Source organism: Blautia massiliensis (ex Durand et al. 2017), assembly GCF_001487165.1.
Lineage (GTDB): Bacteria > Bacillota > Clostridia > Lachnospirales > Lachnospiraceae > Blautia_A > Blautia_A fusiformis.
In genome coordinates, this window is record NZ_LN913006.1 from 1,173,089 (window position 1) to 1,191,058 (window position 17,970).

The 17,970-nt window shown below is 42.1% G+C and carries 22 protein-coding genes; 21 read left to right on the forward strand and 1 reads right to left on the reverse strand.

What is annotated here, in order from left to right:
* The first annotated feature begins 40 nt into the window (after positions 1-40).
* From tnpA to BN3261_RS06410, 7 genes are all read left to right on the forward strand, one after another.
* Complete coding sequence (tnpA, locus tag BN3261_RS06380; protein ID WP_059085159.1) at positions 41-439, forward strand: IS66 family insertion sequence element accessory protein TnpA; 399 nt, start codon at positions 41-43, stop codon at positions 437-439.
* Between the two features lie 14 nt (positions 440-453).
* Positions 454-804, forward strand: coding sequence for an IS66 family insertion sequence element accessory protein TnpB (tnpB, locus tag BN3261_RS06385; RefSeq protein WP_199874089.1), 351 nt, complete (start codon positions 454-456; stop codon positions 802-804).
* A 66-nt stretch (positions 805-870) separates the two neighbouring features.
* Positions 871-2,406 (forward strand): IS66-like element ISRob1 family transposase, encoded by a 1,536-nt coding sequence (locus BN3261_RS06390; protein WP_059085161.1) that lies wholly within the window; start codon positions 871-873, stop codon positions 2,404-2,406.
* Between the two features lie 229 nt (positions 2,407-2,635).
* Positions 2,636-3,382 carry an SDR family NAD(P)-dependent oxidoreductase gene (locus BN3261_RS06395; protein ID WP_005421611.1) on the forward strand — a complete coding sequence of 249 codons (747 nt, stop codon included), beginning with the start codon at positions 2,636-2,638 and terminating at the stop codon, positions 3,380-3,382.
* 92 nt (positions 3,383-3,474) lie between these two features.
* Complete coding sequence (gene trxA / locus BN3261_RS06400; RefSeq protein ID WP_005421612.1) at positions 3,475-3,780, forward strand: thioredoxin; 306 nt, start codon at positions 3,475-3,477, stop codon at positions 3,778-3,780.
* Positions 3,781-3,793: 13 nt separating this feature from the next.
* The gene (locus tag BN3261_RS06405; RefSeq protein WP_015524982.1) at positions 3,794-4,114 is read left to right on the forward strand and encodes a rhodanese-like domain-containing protein; all 321 of its coding nucleotides are present in this window, start codon (positions 3,794-3,796) and stop codon (positions 4,112-4,114) included.
* Position 4,115: 1 nt separating this feature from the next.
* Complete coding sequence (locus BN3261_RS06410; RefSeq protein ID WP_059085769.1) at positions 4,116-5,807, forward strand: FAD-dependent oxidoreductase; 1,692 nt, start codon at positions 4,116-4,118, stop codon at positions 5,805-5,807.
* A 120-nt stretch (positions 5,808-5,927) separates the two neighbouring features.
* Here BN3261_RS06410 and BN3261_RS06415 read toward each other — a convergent pair whose 3' ends face one another.
* Entirely contained in the window at positions 5,928-6,611 is a 684-nt protein-coding gene (locus BN3261_RS06415) for a Crp/Fnr family transcriptional regulator (RefSeq protein WP_059085770.1), read from the reverse strand.
* A gap of 166 nt (positions 6,612-6,777) precedes the next feature.
* On the opposite strand from BN3261_RS06415, the gene BN3261_RS06420 reads away from it, so the two are divergent.
* The 14 genes from BN3261_RS06420 (at position 6,778) to BN3261_RS06480 (ending at position 17,910) form a co-directional block, all read left to right on the forward strand.
* Entirely contained in the window at positions 6,778-7,101 is a 324-nt protein-coding gene (locus BN3261_RS06420) for a thioredoxin family protein (RefSeq protein ID WP_005330449.1), read from the forward strand.
* Positions 7,102-7,116: 15 nt separating this feature from the next.
* On the forward strand, positions 7,117-8,040 hold the full coding sequence (gene trxB / locus BN3261_RS06425; protein WP_059085771.1) for a thioredoxin-disulfide reductase: 924 nt from the start codon (positions 7,117-7,119) through the stop codon (positions 8,038-8,040).
* 553 nt (positions 8,041-8,593) lie between these two features.
* Positions 8,594-9,556, forward strand: coding sequence for a S1 RNA-binding domain-containing protein (locus BN3261_RS06430; RefSeq protein ID WP_110925766.1), 963 nt, complete (start codon positions 8,594-8,596; stop codon positions 9,554-9,556).
* 91 nt (positions 9,557-9,647) lie between these two features.
* Entirely contained in the window at positions 9,648-10,100 is a 453-nt protein-coding gene (locus BN3261_RS06435) for a zinc-finger-containing protein (RefSeq protein ID WP_059085772.1), read from the forward strand.
* Positions 10,101-10,118: 18 nt separating this feature from the next.
* Positions 10,119-10,772, forward strand: coding sequence for a hypothetical protein (locus BN3261_RS06440; RefSeq protein WP_059085773.1), 654 nt, complete (start codon positions 10,119-10,121; stop codon positions 10,770-10,772).
* 72 nt (positions 10,773-10,844) lie between these two features.
* A complete protein-coding gene (locus BN3261_RS06445) occupies positions 10,845-11,534 on the forward strand; it encodes a hypothetical protein (protein WP_059085774.1) in 690 nt (229 codons plus the stop codon).
* A 121-nt stretch (positions 11,535-11,655) separates the two neighbouring features.
* Positions 11,656-11,997 (forward strand): hypothetical protein, encoded by a 342-nt coding sequence (locus BN3261_RS06450; RefSeq protein WP_199874102.1) that lies wholly within the window; start codon positions 11,656-11,658, stop codon positions 11,995-11,997.
* Between the two features lie 113 nt (positions 11,998-12,110).
* Positions 12,111-12,338, forward strand: coding sequence for a cold-shock protein (locus BN3261_RS06455; RefSeq protein ID WP_005423033.1), 228 nt, complete (start codon positions 12,111-12,113; stop codon positions 12,336-12,338).
* Positions 12,339-12,815: 477 nt separating this feature from the next.
* Positions 12,816-12,947 (forward strand): hypothetical protein, encoded by a 132-nt coding sequence (locus tag BN3261_RS18095; RefSeq protein WP_005423021.1) that lies wholly within the window; start codon positions 12,816-12,818, stop codon positions 12,945-12,947.
* An 18-nt stretch (positions 12,948-12,965) separates the two neighbouring features.
* Positions 12,966-14,078, forward strand: a complete 1,113-nt coding sequence (locus BN3261_RS06460; RefSeq protein WP_059085776.1) for a hypothetical protein — start codon at positions 12,966-12,968, stop codon at positions 14,076-14,078.
* 56 nt (positions 14,079-14,134) lie between these two features.
* Positions 14,135-14,653: a hypothetical protein gene (locus BN3261_RS06465; RefSeq protein ID WP_015525057.1), complete on the forward strand. Its 519-nt coding sequence runs from the start codon at positions 14,135-14,137 to the stop codon at positions 14,651-14,653.
* Between the two features lie 16 nt (positions 14,654-14,669).
* The gene (locus BN3261_RS06470; RefSeq protein ID WP_059085777.1) at positions 14,670-15,383 is read left to right on the forward strand and encodes a hypothetical protein; all 714 of its coding nucleotides are present in this window, start codon (positions 14,670-14,672) and stop codon (positions 15,381-15,383) included.
* Between the two features lie 36 nt (positions 15,384-15,419).
* A complete protein-coding gene (locus tag BN3261_RS06475; RefSeq protein WP_059085778.1) occupies positions 15,420-16,580 on the forward strand; it encodes an ERF family protein in 1,161 nt (386 codons plus the stop codon).
* A 64-nt stretch (positions 16,581-16,644) separates the two neighbouring features.
* Positions 16,645-17,910 (forward strand): DNA primase, encoded by a 1,266-nt coding sequence (locus BN3261_RS06480; protein WP_059086887.1) that lies wholly within the window; start codon positions 16,645-16,647, stop codon positions 17,908-17,910.
* Positions 17,911-17,970 lie beyond the last annotated feature (60 nt).

Here is a 17,970-nt window from a genome sequence, read left to right on the forward strand (position 1 = left end):
TGACTCTAAAAACTCTAAATCTAATCTAAGGAGCAGGCTTATGAATCTTTCTTCTTTGACTCCAGACAAACAGGTGAAACTTCAATACTGGCTGGATGTAATACGGCAATGCAGGGCCTCAGGACTGACAAATCAGATCTGGTGTGAACAACACGATATCTCTTTGAAAAGTTATTATTACTGGCTTTCCAAAATTCGAAAGCTTGCCCTGGAAGAAGTGCCCCGTAAGAAAAACGGCATCCACATGTGTACAGACCAACAGTCAACTGCTTTAACGGAATCCCCGGCTGAGTTTGCGGAGCTTTCACTTCCGGACAGAAACATTTCCCGTTCCACTCCTGCAGCCATACTTCATATCGGATCCATAACAGTGGAACTTTATGAAGGCACATCTGCCCAGATGCTGGAAAACATTCTGAAAGCCGTGCAGTCATGTTAGGAGATCTTTCCCATGTGGAGAAAATCTATATCCGATGCGGCTACACCGATATGAGGAAGCAGCTCAATGGCTTGCTGGATATCATCCAGTACAACTTCAAACTGGATCCTTACAGCAATTCCTTATTCCTGTTCTGTGGAAAGAGGGCTGACCGGATCAAAGCAGTCCATTACGAGGAAGACGGTTTCTGCCTTTTATACAAACGGTACGAAAACGGACGTCTCCAATGGCCGCGGACCGGCGAAGAAGCAAAACAGATTTCTGATCAGCAGCTGCGCTGGCTTCTGGAAGGTTTGAACCCGGAGCAGCCAAAGGCGGTTCAGAAATGGCTCCCGCATAAGTCTGAAAATACTGAAAATCCTTAGAAATGCTGGGAAATCTGACGATTCTATGTTATAATAATCCTATCGAAACGAAAGGGTTTTCAGGTTATGTCAGCTACGGAACAGGAGTATAAAAATCATATCAAAGAACTGGAACAGCAGGTCCGGCTCCTGAAAGAGCAGGTTGATTTCCTGACCCGTAAACTTTATGGAACAAAATCCGAGAAGACATCTACTCTCGAAATCGAGGGGCAGATGTCTCTTTTTAATGAAATCGAAACCTGTGCGGATCCTGATGCACACGAACTGGAGCTTGTTGAGATAGAGAAGCACCTACGTAAAAGGAAGTACACCGGTCAGCGGGAAGAACTGGTAAAAAATCTCCCTCACAGCAAAGTACTCCATACCATAGATGAAAGGGAACAGATATGCGATAACTGCGGGAGTACGATGGTGAAAGTAGGGGAAGAATTCGTCCGCACAGAAGTACAGTTTATCCCTGCAAAACTCAAGGTGATTGACCATTACCGGGAAACGTATGAATGCAGGTCATGCCGGAAAAACGGAACTCTTTATATGGAGAAGGCTCCGGTGCCATATCCTCCCGTCCTGCATTCTCTGGCATCTGCATCTACCATCACCTGGCTCATCCACCAGAAGTTTGAATTAAGCATCCCGCTGTACAGACAGGAAAAAGAATGGGAGGCTTTGGGATTACGTTTAAGCAGAGCGACTATGTCAAACTGGCTTCTGGTTGTCTATCGGGACTGGCTTATACACATCGTCCACCGTCTGAAGCTGGAACTTCTGAAACAGAGATACCTTCATATCGATGAAACACATGTACAGGTGCTGAAAGAACCGGGACGGAAAAATACGTCCGATTCCTATATGTGGGTTTACTGCAGCATCAGAGATGCCGTAAATCCCATCCGCTACTTCGAGTACCAGCCGGGACGAAGCGGGAAATATCCGGAAGCGTTTCTGAGGGAATATGAAGGTTATATCCATACAGACGCTTACTCCGGATACAATGCAGTTTCAGGAGTAAAAAGATGTCTTTGCTATACGCATCTGCGCCGGGCTTTCGTGGATGCGCTCCCAAAAGACATCCATAATTCGGAAGCATCAAAAGCAGCGGAAGCAATCCTCCGTCTGAATCAACTCTTTAACATAGAGTCAGAGTTGGAGGCGCTCCCTCCTGATCAGAAGAAAAAAGAACGTCTTATCCGCGAGAAACCGCTTCTCGAGGCTTTTTGGTCATGGGCAGAAAAAAGTGCCATCGGAGAGCTGCCGAAATCCAAACTTTCAAAAGCTTTTCATTACGCCTTAAATAACCGCGAAGGTTTTTGGAATTATCTGGAAGACGGGAATTGTTCCATCAGTAATTCGCTTGCGGAAAACTGTATCCGTCCCTTTGTGATCGGCAGAAAGAACTGGCTGTTCTCCGGCAGTCCGAAAGGGGCGGAAGCCAGTGCAGGAATCTATACACTGGTAGAGACAGCGAAAGCGAATGGGCTTGCCCCGATGAAATATATAAAATATATCCTGTCCGACATGCCGGGGAGTGCTTTTCTTGAACATCCTGAATATCTGGATGATTATTTGCCTTGGAATCCTCTTGTAAAAGAATTCTGTCGATAACCGTTGACCTTTTAGTATAAAAGGCTGACGGTTATTTTTCTATACACTGTTTTATTTGACGCTTACGTTGAATAGAAGCCTAATCTTGTGTTAAATACAGATGGATAAACCAAAACCCTGGTGCGTGAGCAACAGGGTTTTTTATTGCGATATTTTGTGATGATATCACAGAAAATAATCTACCTTTTGCTTATAATGTAGTTAGAAACTAAGTAAGGAGGTAGTCTAAATGAGATTAAAAGATAAAGTTGCAATCATTACGGGTGGAAGCCGTGGTATAGGATTTGCTACAGCTGATAAATTCTTGAAGGAAGGTGCTTCAGTTGTGTTGGCAGCAAGTTCACAGGAATCGGCAGATGTTGCTGTAGATAAATTAAAAGAAAAATATCCCAATGCAATAGTTGCTGGAATTAGTCCAAATCTGGCAAGCATGGAGTCTGTCAGAAAGGCTTTTAAAGAGGCAACTGAAAAATATGGATGTGTCGACATACTGGTAAATAATGCAGGGATTTCAGAAAACACCTCATTTATGGATTATACAGAGGAGACTTTTGATAAAGTCATGGATCTAAATGTAAAAGGAGTATTTAATACTACTCGTGTAGCAGCAGAATGTATGGTGGCAAGAGGCAAGGGGGTCATTCTCTCAACTTCTTCCATGGTGAGTATTTCGGGACAGCCAAGTGGGTTTGCTTATCCGGCATCGAAGTTTGCAGTAAACGGATTGACTGTATCATTAGCAAGAGAACTAGGACCTAAAGGTATTCGTGTTAATGCTGTTGCACCTGGAATTACAGAAACTGATATGATGAAGGCCGTGCCAAAGGAAGTTATCGAACCTATGATTGAAAGAATTCCATTGCGTCGTCTTGGACAGCCAGAAGATATTGCCAACGCGTTTGTGTTTCTTGCTTCAGATGAGGCGAGTTACATTACAGGTGTTATATTAAGTGTAGATGGTATGGCAAGAAGTTAAGTTAATGAGGTATGGTGATGTAATCACGGAAAATAAATGAAATTAAGACTATAATAAATCTACAAAAAGAGAAAGATAAGGAGGACTGTAAAATGTCTGCTATTAATATCAATAAAAATAATTTTCAGAACGAAGTACTGAATTCCGATAAACCCGTTCTTTTAGATTTTTGGGCATCTTGGTGTGCGCCTTGCCGTATGGTAGTACCTATTGTAGAGGAGATTGCAAGTGAGCGTAGAGATATTAAAGTTGGAAAGATTAATGTAGATGAAGAGCCTGAACTGGCAAATAAGTTCAGTATTATGAGCATTCCAACTTTAGTGGTTATGAAGAATGGGAAGATTGTACAGCAGGTTTCAGGGGCGAGACCTAAGAATGCGATTTTAGAAATGCTTTAGGGGGGGTGTGCTAATGGGATTTTTTGATCTCTTTAAACAGTCGAATATTAATCAAGGCATAGAAGAATATAAAAGGACTGATGATGCAGTTCTGCTGGATGTACGTACACCGCAGGAATATCAGGAAGGACATATACCAGAAAGTAAAAATGTGCCGTTGCAGCAACTTGACAATATTGCTTCTGTAGCGAAGAATAAGGATATCCCACTGTTTGTATACTGTTATTCCGGTTCACGAAGCCGCCAGGCAACTGGGATACTGCAACGAATGGGATATTCTAAAGTAAATAATATCGGTGGCATTGTAGCTTACTCAGGAAAGGTGGAAAAATAAGATGAAGGTAATAATTGTAGGAGGTGTAGCCGGAGGAGCTACAGCCGCAGCAAGAATACGCAGACTGAATGAACATGCTGAAATTACTGTGTTTGAAAGATCCGGATACATATCCTATGCAAATTGTGGACTTCCATATTATATTGGAGACGTGATCACAGACCCGGAAGAACTTACACTACAGACACCAGAGAGTTTTTTTAAACGCTTCCGTATTAACATGAAAATTCATCATGAAGTTATCTCCATACATCCGGAACGTAAAACGGTTTCAGTGAAAAATTTAGAGAATGGTGAGATATTTGAAGAAAAATATGATAAGCTGATCCTCTCTCCAGGTGCAAAGCCAACACAGCCGAGACTTCCCGGAGTAGGTATTGATAAACTTTTTACACTTCGTACTGTAGAAGACACTTTTCGGATAAAGGAATATATAAATAAGAATCATCCAAAATCGGCTGTATTGGCAGGTGGTGGTTTTATTGGTCTGGAACTGGCAGAAAATTTGAGGGAGCTTGGCATGGATGTTACGATTGTCCAGCGGCCTAAGCAGCTGATGAACCCTTTTGACCCGGATATGGCATCCATGATCCATAATGAAATGAGAAAACATGGGATAAAACTGGTACTGGGCTATACAGTAGAAGGATTTAAAGAAAAAGACACCGGAGTGGAGGTCCTGTTGAAAGATAATCCATCCCTTCAGGCTGATATGGTAGTTCTGGCAATCGGAGTCACACCAGACACAGTATTAGCAAAAGAAGCCGGTCTGGAACTTGGCATCAAGGAAAGTATTGTAGTGAATGACAGAATGGAAACCTCTGTACCGGATATTTATGCTGCAGGTGATGCAGTTCAGGTAAAACATTATGTTACGGGTAATGATGCGCTGATTTCTTTGGCAGGACCAGCCAATAAACAGGGCAGAATCATCGCTGATAATATTTGTGGCGGTGATAGTCGTTACCTGGGCAGTCAGGGAAGCTCCGTTATAAAAGTGTTTGATATGACAGCAGCCACTACAGGTATCAATGAAACCAATGCCAAAAAGTCAGGATTAGAGGTAGATACAGTAATTCTTTCTCCTATGAGTCATGCCGGTTACTATCCTGGTGGAAAAGTGATGACCATGAAGGTGGTTTTTGAAAAAGAGACCTATCGTTTGCTTGGTGCTCAGATTATTGGATATGAAGGAGTTGATAAACGTATTGATGTGCTGGCAACAGCAATTCATGCAGGGCTGAAGGCAACCCAGCTGAAGGATTTGGATCTCGCATATGCACCGCCTTATTCCTCTGCCAAGGATCCTGTAAATATGGCAGGATTCATGATAGACAATATAGCAAAAGGTACCTTAAAACAATGGCATCTGGAAGATATGGATAAGATTTCTAGAGATAAAAGTGTTGTGTTGCTGGATGTGAGAACTGTAGGTGAATTTAACAGGGGGCATATGGATGGATTCAAAAACATTCCTGTAGATGAACTGAGGGAACGTATCAATGAAGTTGAGAAGGGAAAGCCTGTTTACCTGATATGCCAGAGTGGGCTACGCAGTTATATTGCAAGCCGTATTTTGGAAGGAAATGGATATGAAACATACAACTTTTCAGGTGGATTCCGCTTTTATGATGCAGTGGCTAATGACCATGCACTGATTGAAAGATCATATGCATGTGGTATGGATTATTAGAAATAAATAAAATATTTTTATAGTTTGATTGTAATATAAAAAGATCCCCCATTTATTAGAATGACTTCCATAATTCTGATAAATGGAGGATTCTTCTTTATATGTTACAGAAAAACAATTTTATGACCTTTGGAGTGTTTCCAGTCTTTTTGGATCAAGGATTGTGATTTTGCCGCGGGAGAGTTTGACGAGACCCTCGCCTTGAAAGTATCGAAGCATTCGAGTGATAACTTCCCTGTGGGAACCAAGATGATTAGCAATCGTCTCATGAGTGATTTTCAGCTCGTTTGTTCCTTCGATAGAGGTCTCTTCTAAAAGAAATGAAGCAACACGCTTATCCAAACTCTTCCACATGATTTGTTCAATCAGCCACATGACATCAGAAAAACGGGTGGCCATTAACTCATTGGTATAGTTTGCGACGGGAGCAGATTCCTTCATAATGTCCTTATAGATTTCAGCAGGGATGATCCAAAGATCAGTATCTTTTTCTGCTTCAATGGTTACTTCAAATTGAATGGAGCGTATGATACATGAGGCGGATAAAAGACACATATCCATATCGAACAGACGGTAAAGTGTAATCTCCCGTCCTTCATCTGAAAGTATGTAAGTTCGAAGCTGCCCGGATTTAACCAGTAATAATCCAGTACAGTCCAGGTTTCCATTGTGAATGATTGTCCCTTTTTTTACATACTGTGTGATTAAATTGTCTGAAATTATTTTTTTCTGTGTTGTATTTAAGTCATTCCATAGTGGAAAACAATTTTCGAAGTTCATAACCGTTATCTCCTTTACGAACATAGTATACTTGCTTTTTTTAGATGCGTCAATTATGTAACTGGCATATGCCATAAATAGAAATAAAAAGAAGTGTAATAAAGTAAATTATCTTTTCTGTGATATCATCACAGAAGCAAGATCTTTTATGCGATATATTAAGTTCAAATAGGAGAAGGAGTTGAAAAATATGACATCTATAAATATAAATAAAGAAAAGTTTGGACAATTAATTCATAAGGAAAAACCGGTTTTGGTTGATTTCTGGGCACCGTGGTGTGGTTATTGCCGTAGAATTGGAGCGGCTTATGAAAAAATAAGTGAAGAATACAGCGATATTCTTATTGCTGGAAAAGTAAATATTGATGAAGAACCACAGATTGCAGAAGCTGAAAAGATTGAGATAATTCCTACGCTGGTTTTATATCGGGATGGAAAGGCAATAGATTCTATTGTTGCACCTGAATCAAAAATAATGATAGAGAATTTTATTAATGAAGCATTGGAAAAATAAAAGGAGGACTGCTGTATGAATGAAAATCATGTTTACGATATGATTATCGTGGGTGGAGGACCTGGAGGGTATACTTCAGCATTATACGCAGCCAGAGCAGGACTTGATACAATTGTTATAGAAAAATTATCTGCAGGTGGTCAGATGTCATTGACCTGGCAGATTGATAACTATCCTGGTTTTGAAAATGGAATTGACGGATTTTCATTGGCAGAGAAAATGCAAAAACAGGCGGAAAAATTTGGCGCTAAAAGTGAATATGCTGAAGTTTATAATATGGATTTAACAGGAAAGCTTAAGAGAGTAGAAACTAGTTCGGGAATTTATATTGGGAAAACAGTAGTGATTGCTACTGGAGCAAATCCAAGAGAACTTGGTCTTGCTAAAGAAAAAGAATTGATAGGTCATGGGGTTGCTTATTGTGCCTCCTGTGATGGTATGTTTTATAAAGATAAGATCGTGGTGGTTGTTGGTGGTGGAAATTCTGCTGTATCAGATGCTGTTCTTTTAAGTCGAATTGCTAAGAAAGTCATCATTGTTCATCGAAGAGATACATTACGTGCAACGAAAATCTACCATGACCAGCTGATGAAAACTGAAAATATAGAGTTTCGATGGAACAATACAGTAAATGAACTGATTTATGGAGAACGATTGACTGGTGTGCGGTTGAAAGATACAGTTACAGGAGAAGAAAACATTATAGAATGTGACGGCCTGTTTGTGAGTATAGGAAGAAAACCGACAACAGATTTTTTAGATAATCAGATAGAACTGGATAATAAAGGATATATTGTGGCAGGTGAAAACACTGAAACGAGTATTCCGGGTGTTTATGCTGTAGGAGATGTCAGAACAAAGTTACTTCGTCAGATAGTAACAGCAGTGGCAGATGGTGCTATGGCAGTACATATGGCAGAAGAGTATGTGGAGAAATAACAATCAGAATTTAATTGTTTAAGAAATTGTTCTTTGGTTAATGGCATTTTTATGTATCCTCTAGTTTTACTAAAATTCAATATGTATTATGTATATAAATAACAGATAATCAGGTATTATCCTTCAGCTATTTGAAAAAATATATATCTACTGCAACTGTTCCGTAATATCTATAGTTTAAAAATGTACAAGAAGCTCGGTTGTCTTATTTGGGACGATTAAGAGGAAGAAATAAACACTATATAATAAAACAATTACATATGAGATGGAATTTTCTATAAGGACACAGGAATCTGGCAGTTCTTAGTGTTACCAAATCCTTCTGTCGTACAGGCTTCATAAAAGGAACTAATATGCGACACTATTGCAATCGAGGTAATATTGACATAGAATTCCATGTATTATAGAATGGTATCTGTAAAAAGAAGGCATGAAGAAAGCAGCTTTAAACGGGCTGCTTTTTTTGTGTCTTCTTTTGTCTTTCCTGAGTACCGGAGGAGTTTTCTGGATGGAGCAGAGAAGACAAAAAATAAATAAGAACAGGAGGAAATATATGGAGGATACCAAAAAAACAGTTTTGGCGGGAAACGGGGAAAAAGATGTTCCGCGTGCAGTCTACGATGGTGTTTTGACAATCGATGTAGACGCGCAGGTTGAAAGCATGGAGGAACAGGAAGAAGCCAGATGGCATCAGCTTTTGAATGCACATCGTACCAGAAAGATTCTGACGGGCCAGCTCGGGGGCATTGAAAAACTGGAGAGTGGATGGATGGTTGCTGTTACATACTTTAATGGCTTCCGGATTATTATCCCAATGAATGAAATGATGATCAACCTTCAGGGAGACGGGCGTGAAAACGCGGATACCTTAAACCGTCAGGTCCGTATTGCTAACAACATGCTCGGCTGTGATATTGATTTCATCATCAAAGATCTGGATAACAAGAGCCGGAGCGTTGTAGCATCCAGAAAAGATGCAATGCTTAAAAAGAGACAGACTTTTTACCTTGGGGAAGATACAGAAAAACCAATGCTCTATGAAGGCAGGATCGTAGAAGCAAGGGTGATCGCGGTAGCTCCCAAAGCAGTCCGCCTGGAAGTCTTTGGTGTAGAAGTATCTGTCCGGGCCAGAGACATGGCCTGGGAGTGGATGGTAGATGCCGGAGAAAAATTCCAGGTAGGTGATCTGGTGCTGGTCATGGTCAATAAGGTGGAAGCAAGCTCTGTTGACCAGATCATTATAGAAGTGGATGCAAAGAGTCCGACAGCCAATATCAATAAAGATAACCTCCGGAAATGCCATAAACAGGGAAAATATACAGGGATCATTACGGAAGTCTATAAGGGAACCTATTTTATCCGCCTTGATATCGGAGTCAATGCCGTGGCACATTCCTGCAATATGTCCGCACTTCCGGGAAAGAAAGATAAGATCGGATTTGTGGTGACCCGCATCAACGACAACTATGAAGTGGCAGAAGGCATTATCACAAGGCTTATCAAAAGAGCTTCCTGAAAATGTTTTTATGATTTTCAAAGAATTCTGTTGACACAGAAAAAGGGATTTCTTTAACATCGGAGATAAAGATGGAAAGGAGTGACGTCAGATGGCAAAAAAGAAGAGAAAACAGATGCGGGAAACCTTGTACTGTCCATATTGCAAAAGACCCGGGGTACTTAGGCCTGCAGCCTATGTCTATGGGGATAACAACCTGGATCCGGAGAAATACCTGTATGTATGCAGCGGCTATCCTTCCTGTGATTCATACATTGGGGCACACAAAAAAAGTATGCGTCCCATGGGAACCATGGCTGACAGCAATCTGCGTAATAAGCGGATCGAAGCACACAGAGCTTTGGATGCAATCTGGAAAAATGGTTATATGACCAAACATAGCACGTATATCTGGCTTCAGAACCGTTTGAATCTCCGGGAAAAGGACACACATATCGGGAAATTTTCTTATTACCTGTGTGAACAGACCATCCGGGAATGTACAGACTATATAAAAAGCCGAGAGGAAAAAAAGAAATCCCCGGATAAAATAAGCGTGGCATGACGGAAAGGATGGATGCCCTTGAGACTACAGGCGACAGAAGATGATGTATATCATCTGATGGACCTTAAAGAACAGTATTTTATTATGACAGCAATATGCAGTGTGGCAGAGGGAATCAGCGCATACTTTTTCATATACCAGAAAAGATGCTGGGATCTTGCATATTTGTGTACTGCACTGGCGCTTGCGATAATCCTGCTTCTTCGTCAGGCCATAAAAATCAGCCGGAGGATCATGGAGGCAGAAAACTGTTATATGGCACTTGAAGAGGACAGCCTGGCAGTCTGCCAGCCGGAAAGAAACGGAAAATATGAGTCCTGCAGGATCTTTTACGATGAGATGGATAAGATCGTAGAAGGAACCAGACGGGGAATTCCGGAATTTTATATCGTGATCCGAAAAGAAGGGAAAGAACAGAAAAGCTTTTTCCTTTTGGATGAGGAAGAACAGGAACGGGATGTTTTCTGTGTACGATCCTTTGGCTTTGACAATCAGGGATTCATGGAGTTTTATCGGAAACTCAGATGGATTGTACCGGGAAGAACAAGGATTATCGGGACCAAAACACAGGAAGTATGGAAACTGCGGCGGCCGAATATCGGAATCTGTACGGCAGCAGGCATACTTTTGGGGTATGTACTTCCAAAACTCCTGGAAATGATGTATGGGTAACAAGTTATATGAAAGAAAACAGATCAGAAGCAGAGATTAGAAAGAGCTTAAATGGCTAGGAGGAAAAATGTCATGAGATGGTATACAGCAATCGGAATGAAAAAAGATGATGCAGATGGAATGTTTTGTGTCTGGGTAGATGGGGAAGAAAAAGTACTTACAGAAATGGAAACTATTTTGTGGGCTGCGCTCACCTGGTCTTTCTGTGAAGAGGATAAGGTCCATTCCCAGATGCATCGTCTTCTTGTATTTAGCCTTGGAGAAAAACAGGCACAGGAATGGGCGGACAAAGAGGATTTTCAGTTTTGCCTGAACCGTCTGGTAAAGCGGGGCCTGGTTGTTCTGACAGAAGGATGTACCAGAGAGGAAGCTGTATACAGTATTATCAGCCGGTCAGTCATGGCTCCCATGGCCTTTTCATGGACAGAACGCATGAAGCATTTTATGGAAGCCCTTTCCATGGGAAAAGGACTGAAGTTTTCACTGAGAGCTTTTAAAAAGCCGCTGCTTACAGAAGAGGAATACCAGCTACTTTCCTATCTTCAAAGAGAAGGGGATGTTTCCTGCCACCTGAAATGTTTAAAAGAAGAGGCAAAAAGCAGGGAACCCAATTTAGCAGATTCCCTCCAGGAACAGATACAACGGGAATTTATAAGCCGCGTAGCGCAGCTTTACTATAAGAAACAGCTTGTGATCGACAACATAAGAAGGGAGGACTGTCTTGAAGCAAACGGAACATTCGTATTGGCACAGGCTGTATAGATGCTTGGAAGATTTTGGCATACGTTATCAGAATATACCGGATTTTTTTAAGGACAGGATCCAGCGATATGGTATCTTGTCTCTTTTTATCCTGCTTTTCGGATCATTTATGGGAACATGGATGAAAGATAAAACTTTTATTTTCTGGTCTTTCCTGCTTGGGATTATCGGGTTTATAAGAACATATCTTATTTTCCGCACCGCGGATAAAAAGACCTATGAAATCATGGAAGGGCTGGTAACCGGGATAGACGGGAAAAATCCCTTTGCAAGATTACGGAAGATCCGGGTAAGTGATCCGGCCGGACGGCAGAGTGAACTTTTGCTGGATAAAAACGTAAAAGTTTTGGAGGGAAAACGTTACCGGTTTTATTTTGGCATAAATGAAAAGAAGCTGGTAGGAATCCGCCGGGTGGATGCAGCACTCAATAACGGGACTTTTTTAGGAAACGAAGAAATATAAGAGGAAGAGATTTCTTTTATAGCAGGGAGGGGAGCACCAGGCATGGTTCGATTCCATGCTGCCCTGTTTCCGCAAAAGATTATTGCGGGAAATACAGCAAAGGAGAGAAGGATATGTCAGAAACACTACAGGGAACCGTGAAATGGTTCAGCGCACAGAAAGGATACGGCTTTATCACCGGTGAAGACGGGATTGATTATTTCGCCCACTTTTCGGAGATCCAGATGGATGGATACCGGAAATTAAGCGGTGGCCAGCCGGTCCTTTTTGAAGCAGGGACGGATGCCAATGGGCGAAGCCTTGCCAAAAATATTTCCCCGGCGGATCCAAACGCTGAGTAAGACGTTTTCATAGTGCATGTACAGATTACCTATTCCCCTCAGATACATGCACTTATGCAGACGGATGAAACAGACAGGCGGTATCATGCCGCCTGTCACAACATGTAGCAGAATAATAAAGATAACTCACACAATAACACAATATATAGTTAAAATTAATTGACAACCGCAAAATGTTGTGGTAGTCTTTAAATGAAAAATAATTTAACAGTCTATAAAAGACTGTGGTTATTCTTTAGTTCCGGACATTCCGGAAGAAACACTTTGGGGCGGTCTTGCCCTTAATGAGAAAAAATGGATATGCAAAATATAAGGAAGATGCAAGAAGGAAAGAAGATTCTTTTTGTGTCTTTTTTTATTGCATAAAAAGCAGAAAGGAGGAGCACGAATGAAACTGGCAGTTAAGGAAACTGCAAAAAGAAATACCTTAAGAACATCAAAAAAAGAAAACACATTGTAAAATCAGGAGGGTCGATTATGGAGACAATTAAATGGGAAAACGCAAATGCACTGGAAATTGGAATGCTTATGGAGATGGCAGAAGACGGCTATGTATTTTGCATCGAAGATGGAAAGATACAGGCTGTTGAAGTCCGGATTTTCAGCTAGCGTGGAAAGGCGGACATTATGTATTATAAAGATGACTTTTATAAGGAGTTCCGGACAGAAAAGGAACTGTGCGAGTATCTGGAAGAGATAGACAGCCGGGCAGAATGGATCCGGATCACCAGTAAGAAATTAAAGGTAGCAGCTGCAGGAGAGGAAACCTGTACAGAGGTTCCGGGCATTTCCCTGGAAGCACTGGAAAAAGATACCTTATCTCATTCCAGGCTGGTTCTTATCCTGCCCGATAGGATCTGTTATATAGGAAATTCAGCAATCAAATCGTTGAAAGGACGGGCCAGGATTGATGGAAAAGCCCTGGCAGATGTCGATAAGAAAACACTGGCAGAGATCTTGAATAAATGCCTGAAGGTTGCAAGAGGAAGAGCACTGATCCGTTTCTGTGAAGGAAAAATAAGGGCAGTCCTGTCTGGTGATGAAAAAGATTATGCCATCATATCCATGCCGGATATGTACATGGTTACCTCGGCATATATCCATGGGGACTATGAGAAGGCAACGTTTTTAAACGGCTATGCAGATCATTATTCTGTTACGGCGTCCTGGCAGCTGGAAGATACGAAACTTACAGATGTTTATAAGAAACTGATGCAGAATTATGGAAGAAAGACCGATAAGGACATAAAAGCAGTTGTACGGATCACTACGTCAGACGTTGGTGTGTCCGGAGCGAATGTTTTTTACTCCCTGCAGGAGCCGACAAGAAATGTGATCCTTGGCAATGCCCTGAAGGTTACGCACAAAAACTGTAAAGGAATGGAAGATTTCACGGAAAACATAGAGTCGATCTTTGATTACTACCGGGAAGTCTTAAAAGGGGTCATGCGGCTGTGTGATATCTGGATCGAGCATCCGGCAAATGCCATGGCAGGGATCATGAAGCAGGCGGGATTTGGAAAAAAACTGCTTGCAGAAACCGTGGAGCAGTTTAAGGCTACTACCGGGGATGAGCCATGCAGCGCATACGAGATCTACTGCGGGATCTGTGAATCCATTACCATTGCAAGGCAGGAAAAGACGAATGAGAGAGGACTTTTAGCTCTGGAAGAAAAAATTGCCGGCTGTGTGTCAAAACGCTGGCATGAATATGATATTCCTGGCACTGTAAAATACTAACAGGATTTAAAAGAATGGAGACAGTATGGACTGTCTTTTTTTGATGGGAGGAAAACATGAAGGTTACGAATGGAAAAGATGTGGCAAGGCTGCTGGTAGATGAATACTTGAACTGCCATCCCACCGGACACAAAAAATTTATGGAGTCCATGGCAAAAGAGCAGCAGGAAATAAAAGACAATTACACTTATCTTGGGTTTGCCTGGCTAAAAGGTCTTTCAGAGGTCAGATATTACGACCTTCGAAACGAAGCATCGAAACTGATGGCCGATGATCTGTGTCTGCATGTAAAGGAACAGCCAGAAAGGGTGCGCCTGGTGTATGAAGGTGCAGAGGAAATGGAGATCAATCCTTCAGATGAAGAGCAGATGGCAAAAATGTTTACCTGCTACCTGCTTGCAGGAAGTATGGACGGATATGGGGAATTTGTGGATTATGCCCTTGATACCCACCGGACATTGCAGCAGAACCTGACACGGTTTTTTGTGGAATGGTTTGCAAAAGCAGAAAAAGGCTCTGCATTTTTAAAACGGGCAAAGATGGTGTATTCCAGGTATTCCCTGCCATATATCTAAATTACGGAGGTATGTGATGGATAGAAAACTTCCGGACTGGTTAAAAGAGAGCAGGGAGGCAGAAAAACTGATCGCATGGCTGAAATCGCCGGATTGTGAAGTAAAAGAATTTTCCGGACAGCTGTTTATAAAGGCAAGATATGGAAACTGTTTCTTTTTCTTTGACTGTTTAAAGGAAAACAGAAAAACAGACCGGAACTGGTGTGCCGTGATCCACATGCCGGAGTATTCCCTTTATGAAGCAGAAGATCTTTTTCTGAAGCCGATCGGGATACCGGATGATTTTGGTTTTCCTGTGCGTGAGGATCTGATCCCGAAACTGGAAACACAGATAAGCCGCATTGGAAAGAAACTTATCCGGGAACAATGGGATGAACTTTTGTTAAAAGGCGGGTATGCAGCTTCACAGATGATCCCGGAGATCAGCAGGGTTTATATCCAGCTAAATGCAGACCGTTTTATTAAAAAAGGAAAGCGGCCGGAGGATCTGATCTATCAGCCGCAGTTTCATTTTGCGGATATGAAGTGGGAATTTTCTGACTGGATGTTTCTGGAATATTTAAGCAACCCACAGCGGGCAGCAGAGCTTTTCGCCCAGAAGTGGCTGCTTGAAAAACTTCCGGAGATCTCAAAAAAGAAGATCTGTATCGGATGTATCCGGGAGGAAATGGAAGAAATGTTAAAAAAGACTGGGACAGGGCCGGAGGTAAGCCTTCCGCGTTCTGCTTAGTATAAAAAATGAAAAAATCAGGAGGAAACGAATAATATGGGTAAATACAATTACATGAATCTGAACCAGAAGATGATCAAGATCAGAAGAAAGGTGCCGAAGCTGATCCGCAAACGGTACAGTGAGGACGTTACTTATGATTTTGTAAAACTGGATGATATTTATGAATGCCTGACACCGGCCCTTAATAAATACGGGGTCGATTTTGACATCTTAAGTGAAAGGCCGACTCAGATGGACGAACAGGGCAATTCCGTGTTTTTAAAGGAAATGGGAGCACTCTGGAGATATGAGGCTGATCTGGAACTGTGCTGGACCAATGCAGACCGTCCGGGAGACAAGGTACGGAGCTTTTTGCATGTCATTGGAACCAATGAAGCACCGGATAAAGCAAAAGGTGCGGCATGGACGTATGGCCTGAAATATTATTTCTTGAATAAATTCAATATCATGCAGGCATCTGGAATGGACGATCCGGACATGCGTGGGACGGAAAAAGAAGAAATGCCGAAGCAGGAAGCTTCCGTAAAACCGGAAAAGCCGAAAAAGAAACAGGAAAAGACAGAAAGAAAAGAAACCGCAGCAAAGCAGGAGCAAACGGAACCGGTCAGGGAAAAGAAAACGGACCGTAAAAAACTGCGTGATGGAAATGCCATATCCGAAGATCCTGTAAAAGTGGAATATGCAGTAACGGATACAGAAGAAAACCTGCCTGGACAGATGACTTTTGGAATGGAAGAAAGTGAAAGCGGACTGGAAGAATTTTCCGATGAAGAAACCAAAGCGGAAGATCCGGTTCAGACCGAGGAAATCTCCGTAGATGAGGAAATTACTGCCGAGACGGATGCAGACGGTTTCCGTGCAGTAGAAGAAACGGATGAAGTTCCATTTGATGAGGATGATGAGATTTCTTTTGATGCAGAAGAAGAGGAAGAAACACCAGAAGAGACGGCAGAGGAAACGGTAGAGGATATAGATAACGTAGAGGATGCAGAAGACGAAGTGAAATGGGCAGAAAAGGTTATCTGCAATTTTGGTGTCTATGCCGGAACCCCTCTTGGGGAAATGATGCAGGATGCCAGAGGTTACCAGACGATCAAATGGCTGGTACAGCGTTACAAAGGCCAGAATCAGGAAATACAGAAAGCTGCGAAGATTCTTTTGGATCATGAAAAGGAAATGCAAAAAGCAGCCTGAAAACAGAGAAACAGTTCGAGGTGGCTCCGGGAACGGGGCCATCTTTTATGAAAAGGAGGAAGGCATGTATGCCAGAGAATCGTTTACGATCGCAGAAGTAGCAGATCTTTTGTCAATCCGAAGACTGAGTGATTCTTACCAGGACGAATTTCCGGTGGAATGTCCTTTTTGCGGGGATTTAAGAGGAAAATGCAGTTTTTGCATCTGCAAAAATGGAGAACTGAAAAATGTTTACCATTGCTATCATTGCGGAGCATCCGGAAACATGCTGACACTGTATGCGGAACTATCCGGCATTTATGGAAGGAACCGGTATAAAGAAGCCTACCGTGAGATAAGGCAGGCACTTTCTTTTTCTGGAACGGATGAAAGGCAGCAGGCCACGACACGAAATGGGTTCGCTTCTATCGTTCCTAAAAAGAAACGCATTTCCCTTACGGAAGAGGAATGGGATTACCGGGACCAGGTATATAAGGAGATGCTCACTTTTCTTAAGCTTAAGGAAACACACCGGAGGAACCTCCTCCTACGTGGGCTGACGTTAAATGAGGTCAGACAGATGGAAGAACGAGGTTTTTTAAGTACGGATGAGGAGAATTCCGTGGCCATTGCCAGAAAGCTCTTAAAAAAGGGATTTCGCCTGGATGGGGTTCCTGGATTTTTCATCAACCGGGATGGTGACTGGGAAGCTGCTTTTTATAGGAAGAATAACGGGTATCTTTGCCCGGTCCGGGATGGGAAGGAACGGATCATAGGATTCCAGATCCGGCTGGATGTTCCTTTAAAAGAACGGAAGTACCTCTGGTTTACCAGCAGCGGCTTAGAAAAAGGCACATCAAGCGGCAGCCCGGCAGGAATGTTTGGGAAAATAAAGGATGGCACGGTTTACGTAACAGAAGGGATCTTAAAGGCAGAGATCGCATGGATGTGTACAGGAAATCCTTATATCGGAGTCCCTGGAGTTTCCAATCATAAAGGACTGGAAACTGTCTTGCGAAAACTGAAAGAGCAGGGGTTAAAAAGAGTTTACGAATGTTACGACATGGATAAAATGATGGAATTGTCCTGTAAGCACGATGAAAAAAGTGCGTGCCGGCAATGTGAACATGGAATTCATCTGTATCATGGAGAATGCCCCAGAAAGCGCAGAAAGAGGGACATGATCCGAAAAGGCTGTATAAAACTATATGAGATCTGTGAGGAACTGAATGTGTCCTGCAAAAGAGTTACCTGGGATACCGATGCATCCGGTACCTGGATGGAACACTACAAAGGCGTGGATGACTGGATCCTTCAAAAAGAGGAAAAAGAACACAGGAAGACGGCATAAAATGTTTGGTCAGATAAAAGGGAAACTGGAATTTTTTTCAGTTTCCTTTTTATCTGGCTG

Excerpts from the sequence above, each read along its gene's own strand:
- tnpA (WP_059085159.1), top strand. The coding sequence starts at position 41 with ATGAATCTTTCTTCTTTGACTCCAGACAAACAGGTGAAACTTCAATAC.
- BN3261_RS06390 (WP_059085161.1), top strand. The coding sequence starts at position 871 with ATGTCAGCTACGGAACAGGAGTATAAAAATCATATCAAAGAACTGGAA.
- BN3261_RS06395 (WP_005421611.1), top strand. The coding sequence starts at position 2,636 with ATGAGATTAAAAGATAAAGTTGCAATCATTACGGGTGGAAGCCGTGGT.
- trxA (WP_005421612.1), top strand. The coding sequence starts at position 3,475 with ATGTCTGCTATTAATATCAATAAAAATAATTTTCAGAACGAAGTACTG.
- BN3261_RS06405 (WP_015524982.1), top strand. The coding sequence starts at position 3,794 with ATGGGATTTTTTGATCTCTTTAAACAGTCGAATATTAATCAAGGCATA.
- BN3261_RS06410 (WP_059085769.1), top strand. The coding sequence starts at position 4,116 with ATGAAGGTAATAATTGTAGGAGGTGTAGCCGGAGGAGCTACAGCCGCA.
- BN3261_RS06415 (WP_059085770.1), bottom strand. The coding sequence starts at position 6,611 with ATGTTCGTAAAGGAGATAACGGTTATGAACTTCGAAAATTGTTTTCCA.
- BN3261_RS06420 (WP_005330449.1), top strand. The coding sequence starts at position 6,778 with ATGACATCTATAAATATAAATAAAGAAAAGTTTGGACAATTAATTCAT.
- trxB (WP_059085771.1), top strand. The coding sequence starts at position 7,117 with ATGAATGAAAATCATGTTTACGATATGATTATCGTGGGTGGAGGACCT.
- BN3261_RS06430 (WP_110925766.1), top strand. The coding sequence starts at position 8,594 with ATGGAGGATACCAAAAAAACAGTTTTGGCGGGAAACGGGGAAAAAGAT.
- BN3261_RS06435 (WP_059085772.1), top strand. The coding sequence starts at position 9,648 with ATGGCAAAAAAGAAGAGAAAACAGATGCGGGAAACCTTGTACTGTCCA.
- BN3261_RS06445 (WP_059085774.1), top strand. The coding sequence starts at position 10,845 with ATGAGATGGTATACAGCAATCGGAATGAAAAAAGATGATGCAGATGGA.
- BN3261_RS06450 (WP_199874102.1), top strand. The coding sequence starts at position 11,656 with ATGAAAGATAAAACTTTTATTTTCTGGTCTTTCCTGCTTGGGATTATC.
- BN3261_RS06455 (WP_005423033.1), top strand. The coding sequence starts at position 12,111 with ATGTCAGAAACACTACAGGGAACCGTGAAATGGTTCAGCGCACAGAAA.
- BN3261_RS18095 (WP_005423021.1), top strand. The coding sequence starts at position 12,816 with ATGGAGACAATTAAATGGGAAAACGCAAATGCACTGGAAATTGGAATG.
- BN3261_RS06460 (WP_059085776.1), top strand. The coding sequence starts at position 12,966 with ATGTATTATAAAGATGACTTTTATAAGGAGTTCCGGACAGAAAAGGAA.
- BN3261_RS06465 (WP_015525057.1), top strand. The coding sequence starts at position 14,135 with ATGAAGGTTACGAATGGAAAAGATGTGGCAAGGCTGCTGGTAGATGAA.
- BN3261_RS06470 (WP_059085777.1), top strand. The coding sequence starts at position 14,670 with ATGGATAGAAAACTTCCGGACTGGTTAAAAGAGAGCAGGGAGGCAGAA.
- BN3261_RS06475 (WP_059085778.1), top strand. The coding sequence starts at position 15,420 with ATGGGTAAATACAATTACATGAATCTGAACCAGAAGATGATCAAGATC.
- BN3261_RS06480 (WP_059086887.1), top strand. The coding sequence starts at position 16,645 with ATGTATGCCAGAGAATCGTTTACGATCGCAGAAGTAGCAGATCTTTTG.